The organism is Hoeflea ulvae, assembly GCF_026619435.1.
In the GTDB taxonomy this organism is placed as follows: Bacteria; Pseudomonadota; Alphaproteobacteria; order Rhizobiales; family Rhizobiaceae; genus Hoeflea; species Hoeflea ulvae.
The window spans coordinates 3065538-3088555 of the sequence record NZ_JAOVZQ010000001.1; the positions used below are offsets into that span (position 1 = coordinate 3065538).

Sequence of the window (23018 nt, forward strand, 5' to 3'; positions counted from 1 at the left end):
ACTAGCGCATTTCTACCGGAGCGTCAGTTCCCGTAATCGAGAGACCTGACTTCAATACCGAAGCGACAGCATACACCAAACCCAATCTGGCAATTGTGGATTGTCGGTTTTTATCGTTAACAAACCGCAAACTTGGCTCATCACGGCCCTTGTTCCAGTGAGAATGAAGCAATGCGGCCAGTTCATAGAGATAAAAAGCCACCCTGTGCGGCTCCTGACCAGCAGCTGCAGCTTCGATCATCCGCGGATACTCGCCGAGCTTGGTGATCAGTGCCAGTTCGCTCTCATGTGCCAGGTCAGACAGGTCTGCGGCAGCCAGCGTTTCCGGCGACAGGTCCAGATCGGGAAATGTCTCGAGCCCCTGGCGCAGCACCGAGGCGCATCGCGCATGCGCATACTGTACGTAGAACACCGGATTGTCCTTGGACTGCTCGGTGACCTTGGCGAAGTCGAAATCCAGCGATTCCGAGCTTTTCCGGTACAGCATCATGAAGCGGACCGAATCGACGCCCACCTCCTCGACCACGTCCCGGAGCGTGATGAAGTCGCCGGAGCGCTTCGACATCGCGACCGGTTCACCGTTGCGGAAGATCTTGACCATCTGGCACAAAAGCACCGTCAGCTTCGCGTCACCGCCCGACACGGCCTTGGCGACAGCCTCGAGCCGCTTGATATAGCCGCCATGGTCGGCGCCCAGCACATAGATCATCTCGCTGAAGCCGCGCTCGAACTTGTCGCGGAAATAGGCCACGTCGGCCGCAAAATAGGTATAGCTCCCGTCCGACTTGATCAGCGGCCGGTCGATATCGTCGCCGACATCGGTGGAGCGGAACAGCGTCTGCTCGCGGTCTTCCCAGTCCTCAGGCAACTGTCCCTTGGGCGGCGGCAGCTTGCCCTTGTAGACATGGCCCTTGAAGGTCAGGTCATTGATGGCCTGCCGGATGGCGCGTTCGCCATCGGCATGCAGGCTGCGCTCGGAAAAGAACACGTCATGCTCGACATTGAGCGCCTTCAGGTCGGCGCGGATCATCGCCATCATCGCATCGATGGTGCGCTCCTTGATGATCGGCATCCGTTCTTCATCCGGCATATGCCGCAGCCGGTCGCCATAATCGGCGGCCAGCGCCTGCCCGACCGGCACCAGATAATCGCCCGGGTATAGCCCGGCGGGGATTTCGCCGATGTCGTCGCCCAGCGCTTCGCGGTATCTCAGAAAGGCCGATTTGGACAGGACGTCAATCTGCGACCCGGCATCGTTGACGTAATATTCCTTCGTCACCTGATAGCCGGCATAGCTCATCAGATTGGCCAGCGCATCGCCGACCACGGCGCCGCGGCAATGGCCGACATGCATCGGACCGGTGGGGTTGGCCGAGACATATTCGACATTGACCTTGCGGTTGTTGCCTGCGGTCGAGCGGCCGAAATCAGCGCCTTCGCGCATCACGGTGACCAGCAGCCTGTGCCAGAAATCCGCGGTCAGCCGGAAATTGAGGAAGCCCGGACCGGCCACGGTGGTTTCAGCGACATCGGCATCGCCGTCAAAGCGGGCGGCGATCAGCTCGGCAAGCGCGCGCGGGTTCATGCCCAGCGGTTTGGCCAGAACCATGGCCGCATTGGTCGACATCTCTCCGTGCGCCGGATCGCGCGGCGGTTCCACGGTCATGCGTTCAAAGCTGACTTCGCTGCCCTTTTCCTTAAAGACATCAAGGGCTTCAACAGCCTGCTTGATTCTCGATTCGAAGTCTTTGAACACATTCATGGGATCAGTCCGATATGGCGGTAAAGCGGGATGAAACAGGCGCTCGCGCCGGTCGACCGCTGCCTATCTCAATTCCGGGGTATCGTCAAACAAACGCCGGTGCGCGGCGATCGCATAGGTATCGGTCATTCCTGCGAGATAATCCCGCACAGCCTGCGCCCGCCGCTCGCCCGGCAGGTCGTCGATCCCCGCATATTCGTGCTTCTCCCCCATGGCGGAGGGATCGGCCATGAAGACGGCAAAGAGGTCCCGGACGATCCGGGTGGCATGCGCCCGCACCCGCATCACGTCGGGATGGCGGTAGAGATGCCTGTACAGGAATTGCTTGATGTCCCGGTCGGCGGCAACAAACGAGTCGGAGAAACACGCCATCGTCTGCCCGGCATGACGGATGTCATCGGCCGATTGCGGCTTGACGGCAAGGATGTTGGACTGCGCGACGCCGATCACATCCTCGACCATTTCGGTGATCTGCCGCCGCATGATCTCATGGATGAACCGCGGTTCTTCAAGTCCCGGATAGCGGCTGCGCACCTCTGCCATCAGCCGCGCGAGCAGCGGCAGCTCCTCGAGCATTTCCAGCGTGATCAGTCCGGAGCGCAACCCGTCGTCGATGTCATGGGTGTTGTAGGCAATGTCGTCGGCAATGGCGGCCACCTGGGCCTCCAGACCGGCATGGGTCGCCAGCCACAGATCATGGGTCTTGTTGTAGTCGAGAATCGGGCCCGGCACCGGTTCGCCGCCCTCGACGATCAGCGGGCCATTGTGCTTGACCAGACCTTCCAGCGTCTCCCAGGAAAGATTGAGCCCGTCGAACTCCGCATAGCGCTGCTCCAGCTTGGTGACGATGCGCAGCGACTGGGCATTGTGGTCAAAGCCGCCGGCATCGGCCAGCAGCTCGGCCAGCGCCTCCTCGCCGGTGTGGCCGAAGGGCGTATGGCCGAAATCATGCACGAGCGCCACGCCTTCGGCCAGGTCCTCGTCCAGCTTCAGGGCCCGCGCCAGCGCCCGGGCGATCTGCGCCACCTCGATGGTGTGGGTGAGCCGGGTGCGGTAATGGTCGCCTTCATGCGCGACGAAGACCTGGGTCTTGTGCTTCAATCGCCGGAACGCGGTTGTGTGGATGATCCGGTCACGGTCGCGCTGGAATTCCGAGCGGGTCGGGCTTGTCGGCTCGGCAAACAGCCGGCCGCGGCTCGCCCAGGGATCCGTCGCCCATGGCGCTCGGGTCCCGTTTCCAAAACCAAGCTTTGCGATGTCGTATTCCATGCCTATCCCGTCAACAGGCCCCAACCATGTTCATGCCCGGCCTATCCAAGCATTGACGTCGGGCCACCGCCTTCATACCTATAGAGCGAATGATTTGAAACATGTCTCTGCCGGACCTTGACCCCGGCAAGGAGGTCACGTGCCTGAATCCCCATCTGTCACCCTGTCCGAATCGGCTGCCCGCCGGATCAAGGAAATTGTCGCCTCCGAGGCCGGCAAGTCCGCGCTGAGGGTTTCCGTCGAAGGCGGCGGCTGCTCCGGCTTCTCCTACAAGTTCGATCTGGCCGATCAACCCGCCGAGGACGACGTCGTGCTTGAAAGAGACGACGCCCGTGTGCTCATCGACCAGATCTCTCTGGTCTATATGGCCGGCTCGGAAATCGATTTCGTCGACAATCTGATGGGCCAGGCCTTTCAGATCAAGAATCCCAATGCGGTCGCCTCGTGCGGATGCGGAACCAGTTTCTCGGTCTGATCGGACCGCCAGCCCCCGCACAACTGCATGAGTCACGCTGAAGGATACCCGCCTTGAAAATCGTTACCTGGAACATCAACGGCATCAAGGCACGGATCGAGAACCTGCTGGCCTGGCTCAAGGAGAGCGATCCGGACATTGTCTGCCTGCAGGAGATCAAGTCGGTGGACGAGGGCTTCCTCAGGCTCGAAATCGAAGCCATGGGCTATCACGTCGAGACTCACGGCCAGAAGGGTTTTAACGGCGTGGCGATCCTGTCCAAGCAAAGCCCCGACGAGGTCAATCGCGGCCTGCCCGGTGACGACAGCGACGAACAGGCCCGCTTCATCGAGGCGGTGTTCTCCGTTGACGGCGGCGTGCTGCGGGTGGTGTCGCTCTATCTGCCCAACGGCAATCCGGTCGACACCCCGAAATTCGCCTACAAGCTGGCCTGGATGCAGCGGCTCGAAGCCTTTGCCGCCGAGCGTCTGACGCTTGAGGAGCCGCTGGTGCTGGCGGGCGACTACAATGTCATCCCCGAGCCGATCGATTGCCACGACCCGAAGGTCTGGGAAGGCGACGCCCTGTTTCGCCCGGAAACCCGGACCGCGTTTCGGCGACTTGAAAATCTCGGCTTCACCGATGCGTTGCGCGCCGTCAACGACCGGCCCGAAACCTACACCTTCTGGGACTATCAGGCCGGTGCCTGGCCCAAGAACAACGGCATCCGCATCGACCATCTGATGCTTTCGCCCGAAGCCGCCATTCTGCTGCAATCGGCCGAGGTTGAAAAACACGTGCGCGGCTGGGAAAAACCCTCCGACCACGTCCCGGTGGCGATTTCACTCGCAGTCTGAACGGCTTGACTGCGCACCGGCCAGGACCGGTGTGAAACTTGCCAATTTGCGGCTGGAAGCGCATTATATCGCCATGAAACATGCGCGATCACTGCAAATTGCATTGGGCATCTGTTTTCTGGCGCTGCCCGGTCTGTCGCTGGCCCCGGCCTTTGCCGGCGATGACTGCGAATGTCTGGGCAATGGCAAGCGCATCAAGCAGGGCGGCGTTGTCTGCCTGCAGATCGGCTCATCCCAGCGCTATCTGGCGCGCTGCGAGCGCAATCTCAACAACACGAGCTGGAAGAAAATCTCGGATGGCTGCCCGGTGGCGCAAACACAGCCTCCGACCACCGCCAAGGCGACCCTGCTCCCGGGCTGAAGCGAACAGATCCGCTTGCCCACAGATACAGGATAATTTGGCAAATCTGGGAGGTATGAACTCCGCGCATACGGCGGAGTGCAGGCGCTTTAATCAGTTCAGGCCCTTGGCCAGCATATCCTGGGCCAGGGCCACGGCAGTCCGGCGGTCCGCTTCGCCGGCCAGCGAGAACGCCCGCTCCTGCAGGGACTGGATCCATGGCTTGTCCGCCGGCGGCGAACGCTCGAGAGCCGTGGTCATGAACGCGAGCCCGCGCACCACCTGGCCCTCTTCGAACACCACATTGCCCAGCACTGCCGATGCTGCCGGGTGACCGCTGACGCGGGCCCGGTTGAGCCATTTCTTGGCCTGCTGGATATCATTGGCGCCGCCCTCGCCTTCGAGGATCATCCGGCCCAGGCGATATTGCGCTTCGGGAATGCCGAAGGCAGAGGCAGCCTGGAAATAGAGCTGCCGGGCAGCACCCAGATTGGCCTTGACCGGGCTTCCGGGAATGCCCTTCTGGTAATAGGTCGCCAGCGACAGCAGCGCATTGACGAAATAACCGGTGTCCTGCGACCCCGGCTCGACGCCCTGCCGGGCGATATCGTCATAGATCTTGAAGGCCTCGTAGTCGTTCTCGACCACGCCATCACCATAGGCATACATGTTGGCCAGCGCCCAGCGGGCGCCCGGATGGCCCTTGTCGGCGGCATATTTATAGGCTTCGACAGCCTCGTCCTTGCGGCCCTTCTTGTAGGCCGAGAAGCCGAATTTGAACAGGTCGAACGGCCCCGATTCGCGGGTCACGCCGGCATTCGGGTCAAGCGCCAGCGCCGGGCCGCCAATGCCGATGGCGGCCGTCAGCACGGCACAAAAAAGCTTGGTTCGGGTACGACTAGATGTCTGCATAGACGTGCTTTTCTTTCGCTCCGCCCGGGTGGGTTACAGCGCCGTTTCGCGCTGATCCCACCGTCTGGGCGTATTTCCACAGCGCACCCGACGCATAGTCGGTCTCCCGCGCTGTCCAGTTTTTCCTGCGTGCAGCCAGTTCCTCATCGGACAACTGCACATTCAAAATGCCATCGACAGCATCGATCTCGATGATGTCGCCGTCCTGAAGCAGGCCGATTGGCCCGCCTTCTGCGGCTTCCGGTCCGACATGGCCGATACAGAACCCGCGCGTTGCGCCGGAAAACCGGCCATCGGTGATCAACGCAACCTTGTCGCCCATGCCCTGGCCATAGATGGCCGCGGTGGTCGACAACATTTCCCGCATGCCGGGACCGCCCTTGGGGCCCTCGTAGCGGATCACAAGGACCTCGCCTTCCTTGTAATTGCGGTCCTTGACGGCCGCAAAGCACTCTTCTTCCGAATCGAAGCAGCGGGCCGGGCCGGTGAATTTCAGCCGGCTCATGCCGGCAACCTTCACGATCGCACCGTCAGCGGCAAGATTGCCCTTCAGTCCGACGACGCCGCCGGACACGGTGATCGGCTTGTCGGCCGGATGCACAACATCCTGTTCGTCGTTCCAGCGAACATGCTCCATGTTTTCGGCCAAAGTACGGCCTGTCACGGTCATGCAATCGCCATGAAGATAGCCGTGATCGAGCATGGTCTTCATCAGCACAGGAATGCCGCCGGCCTCGAACATGTCCTTGGCGACATATTTGCCGCCCGGCTTCAGATTGGCGATATAGGGCGTGCGTTCGAAGATCTTGGCGACGTCGAACAGGTCGAACTCGATGCCGCATTCATGGGCGATCGCCGGCAGATGCAGCGCCGCATTGGTCGATCCGCCCGTGGCCGACACCACGGCGGCTGCGTTTTCCAGCGATTTGAGGGTGACGATGTCGCGCGGACGAATCTGCTTGGCGATGAGTTCCATCACCTTCTCGCCCGCCGCATAGCTGAACTTGTCGCGCATTTCATAAGGCGCGGGCGCGCCGCAGGAATAGGGCAGCGCCAGGCCGATGGCCTCGGCCACGGTCGCCATGGTGTTGGCGGTGAACTGGGCGCCGCAGGATCCTGCCGACGGACAGGCCGCCTGTTCGATCTCGAGCAGATCCTCATCGGAAATATCGCCGACCGAATGCTGACCGACCGCCTCGAACACGTCCTGCACGGTGATCTGCCGGCCGCGATAGCTGCCCGGCAGGATCGAGCCGCCATAGATGAAGATCGAGGGAACATTGAGCCGGACCATGGCCATCATCATGCCCGGCAAGGACTTGTCGCAGCCCGCGAGTCCGACAATGGCGTCATAGCAGTGGCCGCGCATGGTCAGCTCGACCGAATCGGCAATCACGTCGCGGCTGACCAGCGAGGACTTCATCCCCTGGTGCCCCATGGCTATGCCGTCGGTGACAGTGATGGTGCAGAATTCCCGCGGCGTGCCCTTTGCGGCGGCAACGCCCTTCTTAACCACCTGCGCCTGGCGCATCAGCGAAATGTTGCAGGGCGCGGCCTCGTTCCAGCAGGAGGCGACACCGACCAGCGGCTGCGCAATCTCCTCGGCCGAAAGTCCCATGGCGTACAGATAGGACCGGTGCGGCGCGCGCGCAGGACCGACCGTCGTGTAACGGCTTGGAAGTTTGGACTTGTCAAAAGTGCTGGCGGTCATGTGATCCTCAAACGCGTCTTGGTCATAAAAACCGAGCCGCGGGGGGCCTTAACTGATGACCTGCCCTGCGCCTCGTTTGTGGCGGGAAATGGGCACAATCTGCCCCCGCAATTGCATAGCAGATGCTTTCACAAAATGTGTTGCGGAATCGTCACATTGCGTGATCTCCGGTGCATTTGGCGGCAAAATCAGCCCGAAATGCAACGTGTTTTCAGCCGCCTCGCACAAACCGGGTCCTCCAACGCAAAACCCCGCCACATGGGCGGGGTCGAGCAAAACCGATGAAGGTCGGATCAGAACTTGATCTTGGCCGAAGCGGAGACGGCTCCCACCAGATCGTTGCCGAACGAATACGTCAGGTTGTTGGCCGAGTCGCCACCTGTCGGCAGCGAGGTACCCGAGGTCATCACACCCAGAGCTCCACCGACGCGCAGTTCGACCATCTCGGTCGGGTTGTAGGCAACGCCGCCCGAAACCGTCCAGGTGTCTGTCTGGCTGCCCGAAGTCGTGGAAGTTCCGCGATCCCAGGAGATGGCAACCAGGCCGGAGACCTGATCGGTGAACTTGCGTCCGACGCCGCCTGTCACGGTCCAGCCGTCACGATAGAGCGGGTCGAAGGACAGGTTGGTCGGAGCGCCGGTTGCAGGGCTGCGGCCGCCGGTGATGGGGATGATGCCGAGCTTGCCCCATTCCTGCCATTTGACATTGAAGAATGCCAAGGTGCCTTCAGCAATGCCCGACTGCAGCTTGAACTCGACCGACTGCGGAATTTCCGTTGTCGCCGCGATCGGCAGTGTAGCGGTGCCCGGGATGAGCGGGCCGAAGCCGGTGTTGTTCTGGATACCGGTCAGGTCGTATTCATAGGCCGAGCTGTAGACCAGCGAGGCGCGGAACGCGATTTCCGGGATTTCGTAAGCTGCGCCGATGCGCCATCCCCAGGCTTCGCCGCCAATGTCGAACGTGCCCAAGCCGCTTGTGTTGCTCACGCCACCGACGCTGGTGATGCCCAGATTTGCAAAGTCCTGAAAGCTCTGACGTGCAAGGAAGCCATCCAGTTCCTGGTAGGACACGCCGCCGATCAACCGGATCTGACCCTTGCCCAGCGATGTATCGCCGGCCGCAAACTTGTAGGAGCAGGTCAGGCCGTAATCGTCGGTGTCGAGGGTGAATTTCACGGCTGTCGCCGAATAGGCATTGTTCGTGCCGTATCCGGTGTCGGCGCCGTAGCCCTGGCTGAATGTCGCAAGGCAGTCCACGCCATCGACGAGGGTCATCTTTGCGCCAAGCCGCGGAACGGCAAAATCGGAGTCCACATCGATCGAGGCGGACGAGGCAGGCTGCACACCAGGTGCGAACGGCGATGCGGAGTTGGTGCCGCGAACGACATTTTCGATCTTCCGCTCCGGGATGACATAGGTCACAGCCGCTTCGGTGGCGATCCGCGAGTCATCATACAGAAGGTCGGTGTTGACGCCGCCGCGATCAAATCCGCCTGCGAGCGCAACCGAAGACGTTGCGACGCCTGCAGCCAAAACTGAGATGACGGATTTTACAGTGTTGCGAATCATGAATCCCCTCCAGGATGTAAAGCTTACGATTGCCCGGATTAGGTAATGTATTCGCGTCGTTTGTAAACAGTGGCAGGAACTGCGGCCGATGAGCGTCACGATCCGATTTGGTCAAAATTCGCCAGAATCGGAGATTTTCCTCACAAATTCGGCGCTCTTGGCCGCCTCAAGGGGCATTGAAGCGGCAAAACCCGCCCAATTTTCGCCCGCGCCTCGGTTTTGTTGCATTTCGGTCACATTTGCCGTGATTTTACGCGTTCTGCCGCGCAGCTGAGCAGGCGTGGACCGGCTTTGCCGGAAAACGCCGCCCGACGCGTCAGCCGGACTGGCTGACGCGTTCGATGGCCTGCACCATCTTTTCCTTTTGATCGAGAAGGCCGGTCAGTTTCTCGCGTTCGGCCAGAACGACTTCCGGCTTTGCATTGGCAACAAACTTCTCGTTGCCGAGCTTGCGCTCGATCTTGTCGATGTCGTCACCGAGCTTGGACAAGGCCTTTTCGAGGCGTGCCTTTTCCGCCGTCAAATCGATCAGCTCGCCAAGCGGCAGGCAGGCAGTCGCCTCACCCACGACGATCTGCGCCGATCCGCCCGGCACCGCGTTTTCGAGCACGATATCGGTCACCCGGGCCAGTTGCCGGATCGCCGGCTCGTGGCGAACCAGCCGCTCGCCGGTCGTCGCGCTGGTTCCGACCATCACCAATTGCGACTTGGCAGATGGCGGCACGTTCATTTCCGCGCGAACCGAGCGCAAGCCGGAAACCAGTTCGATCAGCCAGTTGATTTCGCCGGCGGCTTCGGTGTCCTCGAACACAGGCTCCGGCCAGGACGCATGGCACGCCAGTCCGGCGTCAGCCCCTGCCAGGTGCTCCCAGAGCTCTTCGGTCATGAACGGCATGAACGGATGCAGCAGCTTGACCGCCTCGCTCAGCACATGTGCCGCACAGGCACGCGCCTCGACCTTGGCGGCCTCGTCCTCACCGTTGAACACCGGCTTGAGCAGTTCCAGGTACCAGTCGCAGACCTGGTTCCAGACAAAGCGGTACAGCGCGCTTGACGCCTCGTTGAACTTGTAGGCCTCGATCGCGGCCTTGACCTCGTTCGAGGTCCGGGTCAGTTCGGTCAGGATCCAGCGGTTGATCGTCAGCTTGGCGCCGGCCGGATCGAAACCGGGATCGAGCACCGCACCGTTCATGTCGGCAAAGCGCGTGGCGTTCCACAGCTTGGTGCCAAAATTGCGGTAGCCGGCAATGCGCGAAGGGTCGAGCTTCACGTCCCTGCCCTGGGCTGCCATGATCGCAAGCGTGAAGCGCAGCGCATCTGCGCCATATTCGTCGATCAGGTCCAGCGGATCGATCACATTGCCCTTCGACTTGGACATCTTGGCGCCATGCATGTCGCGCACCAGCGCGTGCACATAGACCGTGTGGAACGGCTCTTCCTTCATGAAGTGCAGGCCCATCATCATCATCCGGGCGACCCAGAAGAAGATGATGTCGAAACCGGTGACCAGCACGTCGGTCTGGTAGTATTTGTCGAGTTCGGGTGTCTTGTCGGGCCAGCCGAGCGTCGAGAACGGCCACAGCGCCGAAGAAAACCAGGTGTCGAGCACATCCTCGTCGCGTTCGAGGATCTCGCCGGGCTTGAAGTTCTCGAGCTTCTCCTCGACCCAGGCCTTCCATGGTCCTTCATGGGCAAGATAATGCTGGATTGCCGCTTCAAGCGCGGTTTCCTCGTCCTTTTCGACAAACACCTGGCCATCGGGACCGTACCAGGCCGGGATCTGGTGTCCCCACCACAATTGCCGCGAGATGCACCAAGGCTGGATGTTTTCCATCCAGTCAAAATAGGTCTTTTCCCAGTTCTTCGGGACGAAATTGGTCCGCCCTTCGCGCACGCTCTCGATCGCCGGCTTGGCCATCTCGGAAGCATTGACATACCACTGGTCGGTCAGGAACGGTTCGATCGGCACGCCGCCGCGGTCGCCATGCGGCACCTGGTGGGTATGCGGCTCGATATGGTCGAGCAGCCCGATCTCATCCATTTTCGCGACAATTTCCTTGCGCGCGGCAAAGCGGTCCATGCCATCGATTTCCTCGATGACCTCGATCAGCTTGCCTTCGACCTTGAGGCCGTCGAGGAAATCCTCATTGTCCTTCAGCGTCACCCGCGCGTCGGTGGTCAGAATATTGATTGCCTTGAGATGATGCCGTCGGCCGACTTCAAAATCGTTGAAATCATGCGCTGGCGTAATCTTGACAGCGCCCGAACCGGCCGTTTCATCGGCATAGTCATCACCGACGATTTTGATACGGCGGCCGACCAGCGGAAGGATCGCGTCCTTGCCTATCAGGTCTTTGTAGCGGGCATCCTCGGGATTGACCGCGATGGCCGTGTCGCCGAGCATGGTTTCGGGCCGCGTGGTGGCGACGATGATGTAATCGCGGGTTTCATAGCTGTAGGCCTCTGTATCCTCGTCAAAGGACACCGGAAACTCATAGGTGGCACCATCGGCCAGCGGATAGCGGAAATGCCACAGATTGCCCTGGATCTCGATCTGCTCGACTTCCAGGTCCGAAATGGCCGTCAGCAGCTTCGGGTCCCAGTTGACCAGCCGCTTGTCCTTGTAGATCAGACCTTCCTTGTAGAGGCTGACAAAGACCTCCAGCACGGCGCGCGACAGCCCCTCGTCCATGGTGAAGCGTTCGCGCGACCAGTCGCACGATGCACCGAGCCGCTTGAGCTGGTTGAAAATGATTCCGCCGGATTCATCCTTCCAGTTCCAGATCCGCTCGACAAAGGCCTCGCGGCCGATCTCATGCCGGTTGGGCTCCTGGCGCTCGGCCAGTTGCCGCTCGACCACCATCTGGGTGGCGATGCCGGCATGGTCCATGCCCGGCTGCCACAACACATCGCGGCCGCGCATGCGCTGAAACCGCACCATGATGTCCTGGAGCGTGTTGTTGAGCGCGTGCCCCATATGCAGCGAGCCGGTCACGTTCGGCGGCGGAATCACGATGCAGAACGGTTCCGCGCCGGGCTTGGCGCCGGCGCCGGCTGCAAATGCATTTGCATCCGCCCAGCGTGTCGCGATTTTGGGTTCTATGGCGGCGGCGTCATAGGTTTTTTCGAGCATAATCGGGGAACCGTTTGCATCTGAAGGGACTGGTCAGTGATAAACCGGAACGGGGGTGTGAAGTCAACTGAACCGCACTGCGGCCTGACGTCATCCTGACCGCGATATCGCGTGCAGCCCGACAGCTTCGCCCCCCGGCTCAGCCAGCAAGGCGGGATCGGACGCCGCTGTCGCCGCGCCACAGGCCCCGCGGGGCCGAGGCTTTTAAAAGTTGATTGTCAGGAACAGCCTGGCGTCAGCGGTTTCCGCGCGACACCCGCTCGATTTCTTCCCGCACCAGCCGTTCGACCAGCGTCGGCAGGTTGTCGTCAAGCCATTGCGTCAGCATCGGCTTGAGCATTTCCTCGGCAATCTCGTCAAAGGACCGGCGTTGCCCTGCAGCGATGGCGGCACCGAGCTCGTCAAAGGCGGCAGCCACCTTTTCTCCGGTGTGCAGCGAGACCAGCTGACCGGTGCTCTCGGACGGCCGCGCAGCAGCAACCGGTTTGGGTTGCGCCGGAGCAGGTTCGGGTTGGGCGGTTTTCGCGGATTCCGGCTCGGGGCGCGCCGCTTCCGCAGCAACCGCCGCTTCGGGCCGTTCCTGCCGGGTTTCAGGAGTTACCATCATGCGCAACACCGGCGCTTCCACCGGCTCGTCGGAGGTCAGCGCGTCGCGAAGCTCTTCCGCTGCGGCGTCGTCCATATCGGCAAAAAATTCGGCGCCGGCGTCACTTTCGACGCGATCGATGGCCTGGCTGGCCGGTTCCACCATCTTCGGTGTCTGGGCGACAAGACGAGCATGGGTCGCAACTTCAGCCAGCGATACCGGCGCGGCGGCCGGTGCCCGCGCGGCTTCCACATCCCCGGCGTCCGCAGTCTCTGCATCGTCCATCATCTGCTCGGGCGCATGGTCGTCCTCGGACTCCTGGTCGGCCGTTTCATCGGAAGTTCCGGCCCGGTCGAACCTGTCCATCTTATCGAATGCGGTCGGGGTCTCGCCTTCCTCGGGCTCATTGTTTTCAATGATCCTTCGGATGGAAGCCAGAATTTCTTCCATTGACGGTTCGCGCTGTGCGCCTGCCTGACCCATGATTACGCTCCATTACTCTCGTCACCTGGCTCTTGCGAACCGGCGAATCACCTGATCAGTCTACGGCATTGCCGACGACATGAGAATCACGCCGTGGCAAGTCTGCGTCTTCATGCACAGGAATTCACATTGCCGCGGCAGGCGGCGGCGGCGGCGCCGGCCCCGCCACGCCAACCCGCGCAAGAGGCGCCGGTGCGGGCAGACAGGCCGTGTGAGCGGCGGGCCCATGAAAAAGGGCGGGAAATCCCGCCCTGCAATCTGTTTCGGTCAGGAACCGGAAGCTGCCGGTTCAGCGTCCGTCGACCGTGCGAAGGCCGAACCAGCGGTCCTTTGTCGCTTCGTAGTGAATCTCGGGCTTGTAATTGGCCACCTGCAGGCCCAACCGGTCGATGGTCAGCTTGCCGGTGGATGCCAGCACCGAATAGGCGGCGACGATGGCGTTGCGTTCCGACTGCGAAATGGCTTCCTTGGCGTTGAGCACGGTCTGCTGCGCATTGAGCACGTCGAGCGTGGTGCGCTGTCCGACGCGGCGTTCCTCGACCACGCCGTTCAAAGCCAGGTTGGATGCGGCGAGCTGCGCCTTGTTGGCTTCAATCGTCGCGAGTGCGGCTTCCATCTGGGTCCAGGACGAGACCACCGACTGCTCAATGGCGCGGCGGGCCCGGTCCACCAGAATGCGTTGCTGGCCGAGCTGCTCCTTGGCCTGCCGGACGGTCGCGGAGGCCGCACCGCCCTGGTAGAGCGGAATGGTCACTTTTGCCTGCACCTGCGCGGTGCTGACGCCGCCGTCACCTTCGGCAACCAAGCCGCTGACGCTGACGCCGGGCAGAAATGTGCCTTCCTTGGACTTGACGTTGAAACCGGCCGCATCGACGCCGAAAAGGGCGGCCAGCACCGTTGGATGTTCGGTTGTGCCCTGTGCAACCGCCCGGTCCAGAGTGCCCGGAAGCAGCTTGCGCGGCAGCGAAACCGACTGCAGGCTCTTGGGAACCGTGCCGACGATCTGGGCGTAGACCGCGGCACTGGACTTGGCCTGGGCAATGGCGGCGGTCAGGCTGGCGCGGGCGCCGGCAAGCTCTGCCTCGGACAGGCTGACATCGGTCCGCGTGCTTTCGCCGACATCAAACCGCGCCTTGGCTGCGGAAAACTGTTCCTGCAGGAAGGCGATGTTCTGCTGACGATAGGCCACGATCTGGTTGTCGCGGTTGACATTGGCATAGGCCTCGACGGTGGCGAGGAGGATGTCGATTTCCGTGCCGCGCAGGTTTTCCCGGCCGGCAAAGACCTGGGCCTCGGCGGCACGCACATTGTTGCGCGTCTGAAATCCGTCAAACAGCGACTGGTTGATCGACACGCCGATGCTGGAGGAATTGGTGGTAAACCCGCTTGTGTTCGTCGACGTGGCGACCGCTTCCGCCGCAATGGTCGGACGGTAGCCCGATTTCGCGAGCGCCACCCCTTCGTCGGTCGCGCGCAATCCCGCGCGGGCCGCATTCAGATCCGGATTGTTCTCGTAGGCCTTGGCCATCGCCTGGTAGAGCGATTCCGCGGAAACGGGCTGGGCAGCCAGGACTGACGCCGAAATCAGGGCGAGGCAGGCAATCGAATTTTTGACAAACGACACGAATAGATACTCCAACATGCGCGGAACCAATGTCCAAGACTGCGCAGGACACGATCATGGTGTAGATATAACATATGATGGCTAGCGCCGCCTGACGCAATCACACAAGTCCGGCATTGGCCAATAATCCCGGCCACGTTGCCGTCGCGCAACAGCGCGACAATTGGCAGCATGACTCCGCAGCTTCCCCGAACAGGTTTAGAAAACGAATTCTGCCGCCTTGCGAAAACCCGGCAACGGCTTGACGGATATGTTGAATGCGGGCCGGCCCGAAACAACGCCGCCATCCTTGACGAAGACATAGGCCTCTGCCGAAAGCCCGGTGCCAATGGCCGCGACCAGTCTGCCGCCCTCGCGTAATTGCTCGAACAGCGTTTCGGGGATTGTCTCGACAGCGCCATTGAAGAAGATCCGGTCATAGGGTCCCTCGCTGGGATAGCCCTTTTCCAGATCACCGGTGACCACGGCCACATTGTCATAGCCGGTGTCGCTGAGCTTGGCGCTCGAGGCCTCGGCCAGCACCGGATCGCACTCGACCGCAACCACCGAGCCCGCCAGCAGCGACAGCAACGCCGCCGAGTAGCCGACGCCGGACCCGATCTGAAGCACCACGTGATCGCGGTTGATCTGCGCCAGCTGCAGCATCTTGGCCAGCGGCGAAGGCTCCATGACGAAACGGGGAACGCCGTCTTCGCCGCCGGACGAGATCTGCAGGTCGCTATCGATATAGGCCAGCGGCTTGAGCGGCGTGGGAAGGAAATCCTCGCGCGCAACCGTCAGAAACGCTTTCAACACCGAATGCGATGTGACGTCGGTTGTGCGGATCTGGTTATCCACCATCTTCTGGCGCGCGTCTTGATAGTCGGTGCCCATTTGGTCTCTCCGGTGCATCTCGTCTGGGCTTTCATTAAAGCGCCGTACCGGGAGTTTCAAGCTGAACCATGCCGGGGCGGACCGAATTCACTGTTTTCAACCGGCCCACGACAGCAGAAAGCGGGCCTTGCCGCCAAGATGCCTCTTGCGCCGGTGTGATTCTCCGTCTATTTGCCAGCCGTCCGGTCATTGATCGGCCAGAGGCCTCGTGGCGGAGTGGTTACGCAGAGGACTGCAAATCCTTGCACCCCGGTTCGATTCCGGGCGAGGCCTCCAATTCAATCACCAGATTCATTGCTTTCAGTAGTCTTGGTTACCGTGCTGGCCGCGTTCTTCCCCCGGCGGCGTTCGGTGCGCACCACGAACTGCCTGCGCCAGCGCCGCACAGCGGGCAGATCCTGCGACAGCACCAGCAGCCCGAGCGGAATCATCCAGAACCCGAGGATCGGCAGGAATCCCAGCGTTCCGCCTGCAACAAGGCCGGTGCCGAGCGCGATGCGCATCCGCGGATGGCGCGGCAGCCGGAAATTCCTGCCGCCGATGCGGACGTCGCCACGGGCGGCGTTGAACTGGAAGAAGCGTTTCGTCATTTTGCTGACCGGGCCCGTTCGAAGCGATTGCGATGCGTGTTCCATACCCCGAGAGATGGGATTTCGGACGCCTGAGAACAAGATAGTCGCTTTTTCTTGAAAAACAGCTTGGCAAATCAGAGAGGCATTTGTTATAGGCCCCACACGCTGCTTCAAGCAGTGATCCCCGGTAGCTCAGTGGTAGAGCAATCGACTGTTAATCGATCGGTCGCTGGTTCGAATCCGGCCCGGGGAGCCAAATTTCCAAAAACCGCGCCCTTTTCGGGTTGCGGTTTTTTTTGATCTCGCGCCGCAAGCCGCAACCTCGTGAAAAATCAGCGGTCTTTCGCAAAAGCTATGATCCGATTTTCCGCTTGGGCCGTAAGACAGGTTCATGCAGGCTCGGCGATGTTCGCCCAATCGGAAATCAGAATTCAAGATGGAACACGAGACAGACATATTGACGAAGACGGCCATTGTCTGGTTCCGCAATGATTTGCGGATCCACGACAATGCCGCGCTGGTTGCGGCAAGCCGCCACGCAGCCGTCATTCCGCTGTTCATCCGCGAGGCCGACGGCCCTGCCCGGCCACTCGGCGCGGCGCGGCGCTGGTGGCTGCATCACTCGCTTGCCGGCCTGAGCGAAAAACTCGAGCGGCTCGGTGCGCCGCTGCACCTGATCAGCGGCGATCCCACCGAGGTGATTCCCGAGCTGGTCCGGGCCACCGGCGCATCCGCGGTCTACTGGAACCGGCGCTATGATCCGGCGCATCAGTCCACCGATGCGGATCTGAAAAACCATCTGCACTCCCTGCACATTGATGCCGACAGCTTTGCCGGACAGCTCCTGCACGAGCCGACCCGGCTTCGGACCGGTGGCGGCACTTATTACAAGGTTTACAGTCCCTTCTGGCGGGCGCTTGAATCAGATCTTGAGACCAGTCCGCCGATGCCGCTCCCCGCGCCGGGATCTCTTGCCGCCTTTGACGGCGCGACCGACCTTGCGTCCGAATCGCTTGACGACTGGCAATTGCTGCCGACCGGGCCAGATTGGTCGGGCGGCATTGCCAAGGCCTGGACACCCGGCGAGGACGGCGCCCACGACCGGTTGTCGGAATTCTTGGAAAACCGGCTGCGCGGCTATGCCGAACGCCGCGACATTCCCGGCAAGGCTGCAACGTCCGGCCTTTCGGCCCATCTTGCCACCGGCGAGATCACCCCGGCGCAGATCTTTGACGCCCTGAGCCAGACCGACAATGACGCTTCCAATGAAGACCGCTCGCGGTTTCGCAAGGAAATCGCCTGGCGCGAGTTCTCCTGGCACCTGCTGGTCAACAATCCCGGCCTGCCCGACACCAATCACAATTCCAAATTCGACGCATTCCCGTGGGTCGCCGATGCCGATGCGGTATCGGCCTGGCAAAAAGGGATGACCGGTTATCCGGTGGTCGATGCCGGCATGCGCCAGCTCTGGCAGACCGGCTGGATGCACAACCGTGTCCGGATGATCGTCTCCTCCTTCCTGATCAAGCATCTGATGATCGACTGGCGCGAGGGCGAAGCCTGGTTCTGGGACACGCTCGTCGACGCCGATCCCGCCTCCAATGCCGCAAGCTGGCAATGGGTGGCCGGTTCAGGTGCTGATGCTTCGCCCTATTACCGGATCTTCAACCCGATTCTTCAGGGCGACAAATTCGACGGCGACGGCAGCTATGTGCGCGAATTCGTCCCCGAACTGGCTGGATTGCCCGACAAGTTCATCCACAAGCCCTGGACGGCGCCGGAAGACGTATTGCTTTCAGCCGGTATCCGCCTCGGCGAAACCTATCCACGTCCCATTGTCGACCATCAGGCAGCGCGCCAGCGTGCGCTCGCTTCCTATAAAAGCATCAAGGATGCCGCATGACCCTTCATTTGCCCCCACACACTGTCAAGGCCGGTCCGGCGCGCATGAAAATTGCTGTCATCGGCTCGGGCATTTCAGGTGCCTCCGCGGCCTGGGCGCTGCACGGCCTGCATGATGTCACCGTCTATGAGGCAAACAAGCGTGCCGGCGGCCATACCGCCACCGTGGATATCGACTATGACGGCGCGGCAATTTCGGTCGACACCGGCTTCATCGTCTACAACGAGCTCAATTACCCCAATCTCACCGCCCTGTTTGCCCATCTGGGCGTGAACACCCATGATAGCGACATGAGCTTTGCGCTGTCGCTCGATCACGGCAAGCTGGAATGGGGTGGCGACACCCTGTCGACCCTGTTTGCGCAAAAACGCAACCTGCTGCGCCCCTCCTTCCTGCTGATGCTGCGCGAGATCCTCCGGTTCAACAAGATCTGTCTTCAGGACCGTGCCGACGGCCATCTTATGGCGCGCTCGATTGGCGACTATCTCAACTGGCGCGGTTTTTCTCCGGGCTTCATGAACAATTATCTGGTGCCGATCGCCGCAGCGATCTGGTCGACGCCGGCAAAGCGGATGCTGGAATTTCCGGCGACCTATTTCGTCAATTTCTTTGAGAATCACCGGCTGATCTATGCCGAGCGCCCGACCTGGCGCACGGTGACCGGCGGCAGCCGCAATTACCTCACCAAACTGCTCAGCCCTCTTGGCGACCGGGTCCGGCTCGACACCGGCGTCGTCTCCGTGCGCCGCGCCGCCAACAGCGTCAACATTCTCGACACCACCGGCCACACCGAAACCTTCGACCGGGTGATTTTTGCCTGCCATACCGACCAGGCCTTGCGCATCCTCGACCGCCCGACACCACAGGAACGCGACATCCTCGGCGCCATCCCCTATGGCCCCAATCGCGTGGTGCTACACCGCGACGAGCGGCTGATGCCGAAGCGCAAGAAGGTCTGGGCCTCGTGGAATTATCTGCGCTCGTCGGATCAGCGCAGCGACGCCAATGTCGCGGTCTCCTACTGGATGAACCGGCTGCAGGGCATTGATCCGGCAAAACCGCTGTTTGTCACCCTCAATCCCGACCGCGAGCCGCGGCCGGACCTGGTCTTTGGTGACTACAGCTTCGACCATCCGCAGTTCGGCGCTGATGCCATGGAGGTCCAGATCCGGCTGAAGGCGATCCAGGGCGACAACAACACCTATTTCGCAGGCGCCTGGACCGGTTACGGCTTCCATGAGGACGGCCTGAGCTCAGGGATTGCCGCCGCCGAAGCTCTCGGCGCCACGGTGCCCTGGCGCGCCGCTCCTGCCGCGCAGACGGCCCTGGCTGCCTGAGCGTGACCGCCCCGCTCAAACACCCGGTGCAGATCGATACCGACACAAGGGCGCCTGCATGTCTTTATGTCGGCGAAGTCATGCACCAGCGCATGAAACCCGTCGGTCACCGTTTTGCCTACAAGGTCTATTCGCTGCTGCTCGATCTTGACCGGCTCGAGGAAGCCAACCGGCTGTCGCCGCTGTTTTCGGTGAACCGCGGCAATCTCATGTCGTTTCACGAGGCCGATCATCTGCGCGGCACGACAAAAACGTCGCTGCGCGCCCATATCGATGCACTGCTCAAAGAAGCTGGCCTCGACCAGCGCGCGGCACGGATCGAACTGGCCTGCTATCCCCGCGTCTTCGGTCAGGTCTTCAATCCGCTGTCGGTCTATTATGCCTATGATGGCAACGAGAAGCTTCTGGCGCTCGTCTACCAGGTCCGCAACACCTTCGGCGAAAGCCACACCTATGTCTGCAAAATTGAACCCGGCGAAATCACCGCAGCCGGCATCCGCCAGAGCCGGTCCAAGCTCTTCTATGTCTCCCCCTTCATCGAAATGGACATGCACTACCATTTCCGCATGAGCGTCCCCGGAGAGCATCTGCGCTGGCGCATTCTGGAAACGGATCAGTCCGGCCCCTTGCTTGCGGCGACCTATAGCGGCGCCCGCAAGCCACTGGGTACGGTATCAATTTCGGCTTGCCTCTTGCAGATTCCGCTTCTGACGTGGAAGATTGTCGGCGGCATCCACTATGAAGCGCTGAAATTGTGGCTCAAGGGGATGCGTCTAGTGCCGCGTCCGGCGCCGCCCCCAACTGCGAGCTTTCGCGATCAGGGAAAGTTCGATCGTCAGGTGGCAACGCCGCGGCGCACCGACAAATGGCGAGACGGAGGAGGCTGCGCGTATGAAGACTGAAGCCACCTGGAATCAGCAAAACGCCCCTGAGCGGCTGTCGGCCGACAATATTTCGGCCTATCTGCGCGGATTGCCTGCCAAGGCCAAGATGATGCTGCGCGGCCTTTTGCACATGGGCCATGGCAAATTGTCGATCCGGATGCCGGATGGTCGAACCGTTCGCGTCGAAGGCCATTCGGAAGGCCCCGAGGCGACCCTGATCCTGCACAACTGGAATCTGGCGCACCGGGCTTTGACCGGCGGCACCATAGGTGTGGCCGAATCCTATATGGACGGCGACTGGGAAAGCCCCGATGTCACCGTTTTCCTAGAATTGTTCCTGGTCAACATGGAGCTTGGCGACAAGCTCGCGGGCGGCGCCCGCGGCATTGCCCGCGTGGTCGAGCTGATCCGCCACTGGCTGAGGTCGAACTCGCGCAGCCAAGCCAGGAAGAACATCTCCGCCCATTACGATCTCGGCAATGCCTTCTATTCAAAATGGCTTGACGAGACGATGACCTATTCCTCGGCGCTCTACGCCGACGGCGCCAATGATCTGGCCAGTGCGCAGACCGCCAAATACCGGGCGCTGGCCCAGGCTGCCGGCATCAAGCCCGGCGATCATGTGCTCGAGATCGGCTGCGGCTGGGGCGGTTTTGCTGAATATGCGGCGCGCGAAATCGGCTGCCGCGTCACCGGACTGACCATTTCCAACGAGCAGCTGGCATTCGCCCGCCAGCGCATCGAAAAGGCCGGACTGTCCGACAAGGTCGAGTTCCGCTTCCAGGACTACCGCGACGAAACCGGCCAGTATGACCGCGTTGTCTCCATCGAGATGTTCGAAGCGGTCGGCGAGAAATACTGGCCGGTCTATTTCAACAAGGTGCGGCAATGCCTCAAGCCCGGCGGCAAGGCCGGACTGCAGATCATCACCATCGCGCCGTCGGCCTACAAGGCCTACCGCTCCAATCCGGACTTCATCCAGCGTTACGTCTTTCCCGGCGGCATGTTGCCGACGGAAAATCACCTGGTCTCGCTCGGCGAGGCCGCGGGGCTCCGGCAGGTCGGCCACCGCGCCTTCGGTCCCGATTACGGCCGCACGCTGGCCGAATGGCGGCAACGCTTCTGGGACGCCTGGGAGGACATCCAGCCGATGGGGTTCGACATCCGCTTCAAGCGGCTGTGGGAGTTCTATCTCTATTATTGCGAGGCAGGCTTCCGCTTCGGCCACATCAATGTTCGCCAGGTCGTCTACAGCTGATCAGCCGGGAGCGCTGACCGGTCCGCCTCCGCAGCAAAGCTGCGGCGGGTGAACCATTTGCGCCATAGGTTCGTAAACACCATCACAGTTGAAACCGTCACCGGTCCTGACCGCAAGGCTCCGGCCATCATTTGGATGAAGCATTGGCCACAGCCTCCACCCCTGCGTCTGCGCGGCAGCCCATCGCCCTGCCAAAAATCATCGCCTATGCGCTGCCGGCCATCCCGCTGGCGGCCCTCACCCTGCCGCTCTATGTGCTGGTTCCTACTTTTTACACCGAAACCCTCGGGCTCTCGCTCGCCTCCGTTGGCTTCGCGCTGCTGCTTGTCCGGATCTTCGATGCCGTCAATGATCCGCTGATCGGTTGGGCCGCCGACCGCTTCCGGCCCCGCTTCGGCCGCCGCCGCTCGTTGTTTGCCCTCAGCCTGCCGCTGACGGCGATCTCGGCCTTCATGCTGTTCTGGCCACCAGTTGGTGTGACAACGGCCTGGCTGGTCGGCTGGGGCCTGATGCTGTCGCTTGGCTATACCGCGGCGCTGATCCCGTTTTCGGCCTGGGGCGCGGAACTGGCAACCGATTACCACGGCCGCTCGCGGGTCACCGGCTGGCGCGAAGGCCTGACGCTGGTCGGTACCCTGATCGCCATCGCCCTGCCCTTTGCCATCGGCTTTGATCGGGCCACCGGCGTGCATGGACTGGCAGCTCTCGCGCTGGTCATTCTGATTGCCTTGCCACTGTTTGGCACTGTGGCGATTATCTTCACGCCCGAACCGGCGGAACATTCGCGCAGCCGGGTCAATCTGAAATCGGGCCTCGCCCACCTTGCCCGCAACCGGCCATTTCTCCGGCTGATCGCAGCCTTCTTTCTCAACGGCCTGGCCAATGGCATACCGGCGACGCTGTTTTTGTATTTCGTCTCGGCCCGGCTCGGCCTGCCCGATGCCCGCGGCCCCTTGCTGTTTTTCTATTTTCTCTGCGCCATCGCCGGTGTGCCGCTTGCCACCTGGGCAGCGCGTCGGGTCGGCAAGCACCGGGCCTGGTGCTACGGCATGCTGGCTGCCTGCCTGGCCTTTGCGCCCGCACCCGTGTTGCCCGAAGGCAGCCTGATCGCCTTCGCCGCCATCTGCGCCATCACCGGTCTGTTGCTGGGCTTTGATCTGGCACTTCCGCCCGCCATTCAGGCCGATGTCATCGATGTCGACACCGCAGCCTCGGGCGAGCAGCGCTCGGGAACCTATTTCGCCGCCTGGAGCCTTGCCACCAAACTCTCGCTCGCCGGCGGCGTCGGCATCGTGTTTCCGGTTCTGGCCGGGTTCGGCTTTGATCCGGCCTCAAGCAGCGAAACGGGCGCTGGCCTGACGGCGCTGGCAATCGCCTATGCCTGGGTTCCGATTGCCGCAAAGCTCGTCAGCATCGCCATCATGTGGAATTTCCCGCTCGACGAAGCCGCGCAAAAATCGCTTCGGGGCCAGATAGAGGCTGGCTGAAGACC

Annotated in this window: 19 protein-coding genes and 2 tRNA genes; 11 read left to right on the forward strand and 10 right to left on the reverse strand. The window is 61.6% G+C overall.

Going from position 1 to position 23018, the window contains the following annotated elements; all coding sequences use genetic code 11:
- Position 1: 1 nt before the first annotated feature.
- Together argS and OEG82_RS14500 are read right to left on the reverse strand one after the other, a co-directional pair.
- On the reverse strand, positions 2 to 1762 hold the full coding sequence (argS, locus tag OEG82_RS14495) for an arginine--tRNA ligase (protein ID WP_267613113.1): 1761 nt from the start codon (positions 1760 to 1762) through the stop codon (positions 2 to 4).
- A gap of 63 nt (positions 1763 to 1825) precedes the next feature.
- A complete protein-coding gene (locus OEG82_RS14500; RefSeq protein ID WP_267613114.1) occupies positions 1826 to 3031 on the reverse strand; it encodes a deoxyguanosinetriphosphate triphosphohydrolase in 1206 nt (401 codons plus the stop codon).
- Positions 3032 to 3170: 139 nt separating this feature from the next.
- On the opposite strand from OEG82_RS14500, the gene erpA reads away from it, so the two are divergent.
- Genes erpA through OEG82_RS14515 form a run of 3 tightly spaced genes read left to right on the forward strand, consistent with a single transcriptional unit; the run spans position 3171 to position 4703 of the window.
- Positions 3171 to 3506: an iron-sulfur cluster insertion protein ErpA gene (gene erpA, locus OEG82_RS14505; RefSeq protein WP_267613115.1), complete on the forward strand. Its 336-nt coding sequence runs from the start codon at positions 3171 to 3173 to the stop codon at positions 3504 to 3506.
- 53 nt (positions 3507 to 3559) lie between these two features.
- Positions 3560 to 4342 (forward strand): exodeoxyribonuclease III, encoded by a 783-nt coding sequence (gene xth / locus OEG82_RS14510; protein WP_267613116.1) that lies wholly within the window; start codon positions 3560 to 3562, stop codon positions 4340 to 4342.
- Between the two features lie 31 nt (positions 4343 to 4373).
- Positions 4374 to 4703 (forward strand): hypothetical protein, encoded by a 330-nt coding sequence (locus OEG82_RS14515; RefSeq protein ID WP_267613117.1) that lies wholly within the window; start codon positions 4374 to 4376, stop codon positions 4701 to 4703.
- Between the two features lie 93 nt (positions 4704 to 4796).
- Here the strand turns inward: OEG82_RS14515 and OEG82_RS14520 are convergent, their stop codons facing one another.
- The 3 genes from OEG82_RS14520 to OEG82_RS14530 form a co-directional block, all read right to left on the reverse strand.
- Entirely contained in the window at positions 4797 to 5594 is a 798-nt protein-coding gene (locus tag OEG82_RS14520) for a tetratricopeptide repeat protein (protein WP_267613118.1), read from the reverse strand.
- Entirely contained in the window at positions 5581 to 7305 is a 1725-nt protein-coding gene (gene ilvD / locus OEG82_RS14525) for a dihydroxy-acid dehydratase (protein WP_267613119.1), read from the reverse strand. Before ilvD ends, OEG82_RS14520 begins: the two co-directional genes overlap by 14 nt.
- 293 nt (positions 7306 to 7598) lie before the next feature.
- Positions 7599 to 8873, reverse strand: a complete 1275-nt coding sequence (locus OEG82_RS14530) for an outer membrane protein transport protein (RefSeq protein ID WP_267613120.1) — start codon at positions 8871 to 8873, stop codon at positions 7599 to 7601.
- Between the two features lie 88 nt (positions 8874 to 8961).
- Here OEG82_RS14530 and OEG82_RS14535 point away from each other — a divergent pair, with 88 nt between their 5' ends.
- Positions 8962 to 9147, forward strand: a complete 186-nt coding sequence (locus OEG82_RS14535) for a hypothetical protein (RefSeq protein ID WP_267613121.1) — start codon at positions 8962 to 8964, stop codon at positions 9145 to 9147.
- A gap of 42 nt (positions 9148 to 9189) precedes the next feature.
- On the opposite strand, the gene OEG82_RS14540 is transcribed toward OEG82_RS14535, so the two are convergent.
- The 4 genes from OEG82_RS14540 to OEG82_RS14555 all read right to left on the reverse strand — a co-directional run bounded on the left by OEG82_RS14540 (position 9190) and on the right by OEG82_RS14555 (position 15572).
- Positions 9190 to 12006, reverse strand: a complete 2817-nt coding sequence (locus OEG82_RS14540; protein ID WP_267613122.1) for a valine--tRNA ligase — start codon at positions 12004 to 12006, stop codon at positions 9190 to 9192.
- Positions 12007 to 12241: 235 nt separating this feature from the next.
- The gene (locus OEG82_RS14545; protein ID WP_267613123.1) at positions 12242 to 13075 is read right to left on the reverse strand and encodes a PopZ family protein; all 834 of its coding nucleotides are present in this window, start codon (positions 13073 to 13075) and stop codon (positions 12242 to 12244) included.
- A 289-nt stretch (positions 13076 to 13364) separates the two neighbouring features.
- Positions 13365 to 14699: a TolC family outer membrane protein gene (locus tag OEG82_RS14550; RefSeq protein ID WP_324288956.1), complete on the reverse strand. Its 1335-nt coding sequence runs from the start codon at positions 14697 to 14699 to the stop codon at positions 13365 to 13367.
- A gap of 198 nt (positions 14700 to 14897) precedes the next feature.
- Complete coding sequence (locus OEG82_RS14555; RefSeq protein WP_267613125.1) at positions 14898 to 15572, reverse strand: protein-L-isoaspartate O-methyltransferase family protein; 675 nt, start codon at positions 15570 to 15572, stop codon at positions 14898 to 14900.
- A 202-nt stretch (positions 15573 to 15774) separates the two neighbouring features.
- On the opposite strand from OEG82_RS14555, the gene OEG82_RS14560 reads away from it, so the two are divergent.
- Positions 15775 to 15848: transfer RNA gene (locus tag OEG82_RS14560), tRNA-Cys, on the forward strand.
- Positions 15849 to 15850: 2 nt separating this feature from the next.
- On the opposite strand, the gene OEG82_RS14565 is transcribed toward OEG82_RS14560, so the two are convergent.
- A complete protein-coding gene (locus OEG82_RS14565) occupies positions 15851 to 16162 on the reverse strand; it encodes a hypothetical protein (RefSeq protein ID WP_267613126.1) in 312 nt (103 codons plus the stop codon).
- A 163-nt stretch (positions 16163 to 16325) separates the two neighbouring features.
- Here OEG82_RS14565 and OEG82_RS14570 point away from each other — a divergent pair.
- The 6 genes from OEG82_RS14570 to OEG82_RS14595 all read left to right on the forward strand — a co-directional run bounded on the left by OEG82_RS14570 (position 16326) and on the right by OEG82_RS14595 (position 23013).
- A tRNA-Asn gene (locus tag OEG82_RS14570) sits at positions 16326 to 16400 on the forward strand.
- Between the two features lie 180 nt (positions 16401 to 16580).
- The gene (locus tag OEG82_RS14575) at positions 16581 to 18047 is read left to right on the forward strand and encodes a cryptochrome/photolyase family protein (RefSeq protein WP_267613127.1); all 1467 of its coding nucleotides are present in this window, start codon (positions 16581 to 16583) and stop codon (positions 18045 to 18047) included.
- Positions 18044 to 19384 carry an NAD(P)/FAD-dependent oxidoreductase gene (locus tag OEG82_RS14580; RefSeq protein WP_425497592.1) on the forward strand — a complete coding sequence of 447 codons (1341 nt, stop codon included), beginning with the start codon at positions 18044 to 18046 and terminating at the stop codon, positions 19382 to 19384. Before OEG82_RS14575 ends, OEG82_RS14580 begins: the two co-directional genes overlap by 4 nt.
- Before the next feature lie 2 nt (positions 19385 to 19386).
- Positions 19387 to 20286: a DUF1365 domain-containing protein gene (locus OEG82_RS14585; protein WP_267613129.1), complete on the forward strand. Its 900-nt coding sequence runs from the start codon at positions 19387 to 19389 to the stop codon at positions 20284 to 20286.
- Positions 20276 to 21526, forward strand: coding sequence for an SAM-dependent methyltransferase (locus OEG82_RS14590; RefSeq protein ID WP_267613130.1), 1251 nt, complete (start codon positions 20276 to 20278; stop codon positions 21524 to 21526). The genes OEG82_RS14585 and OEG82_RS14590 overlap by 11 nt, the downstream gene beginning before the upstream one ends.
- Before the next feature lie 143 nt (positions 21527 to 21669).
- Entirely contained in the window at positions 21670 to 23013 is a 1344-nt protein-coding gene (locus tag OEG82_RS14595; protein WP_267613131.1) for an MFS transporter, read from the forward strand.
- The last annotated feature ends 5 nt before the right edge of the window (positions 23014 to 23018 follow it).

What these genes read in the sequence shown, in the direction of transcription:
- OEG82_RS14540 (WP_267613122.1), bottom strand. Translation starts at nt 12,006, where the DNA reads ATGCTCGAAAAAACCTATGACGCCGCCGCCATAGAACCCAAAATCGCG.
- OEG82_RS14530 (WP_267613120.1), bottom strand. Translation starts at nt 8,873, where the DNA reads ATGATTCGCAACACTGTAAAATCCGTCATCTCAGTTTTGGCTGCAGGC.
- OEG82_RS14575 (WP_267613127.1), top strand. Translation starts at nt 16,581, where the DNA reads ATGGAACACGAGACAGACATATTGACGAAGACGGCCATTGTCTGGTTC.
- OEG82_RS14520 (WP_267613118.1), bottom strand. Translation starts at nt 5,594, where the DNA reads ATGCAGACATCTAGTCGTACCCGAACCAAGCTTTTTTGTGCCGTGCTG.
- ilvD (WP_267613119.1), bottom strand. Translation starts at nt 7,305, where the DNA reads ATGACCGCCAGCACTTTTGACAAGTCCAAACTTCCAAGCCGTTACACG.
- OEG82_RS14590 (WP_267613130.1), top strand. Translation starts at nt 20,276, where the DNA reads ATGAAGACTGAAGCCACCTGGAATCAGCAAAACGCCCCTGAGCGGCTG.
- OEG82_RS14500 (WP_267613114.1), bottom strand. Translation starts at nt 3,031, where the DNA reads ATGGAATACGACATCGCAAAGCTTGGTTTTGGAAACGGGACCCGAGCG.
- OEG82_RS14545 (WP_267613123.1), bottom strand. Translation starts at nt 13,075, where the DNA reads ATGGGTCAGGCAGGCGCACAGCGCGAACCGTCAATGGAAGAAATTCTG.
- argS (WP_267613113.1), bottom strand. Translation starts at nt 1,762, where the DNA reads ATGAATGTGTTCAAAGACTTCGAATCGAGAATCAAGCAGGCTGTTGAA.
- OEG82_RS14580 (WP_425497592.1), top strand. Translation starts at nt 18,044, where the DNA reads ATGACCCTTCATTTGCCCCCACACACTGTCAAGGCCGGTCCGGCGCGC.
- OEG82_RS14565 (WP_267613126.1), bottom strand. Translation starts at nt 16,162, where the DNA reads ATGACGAAACGCTTCTTCCAGTTCAACGCCGCCCGTGGCGACGTCCGC.
- OEG82_RS14555 (WP_267613125.1), bottom strand. Translation starts at nt 15,572, where the DNA reads ATGGGCACCGACTATCAAGACGCGCGCCAGAAGATGGTGGATAACCAG.
- OEG82_RS14535 (WP_267613121.1), top strand. Translation starts at nt 8,962, where the DNA reads ATGAGCGTCACGATCCGATTTGGTCAAAATTCGCCAGAATCGGAGATT.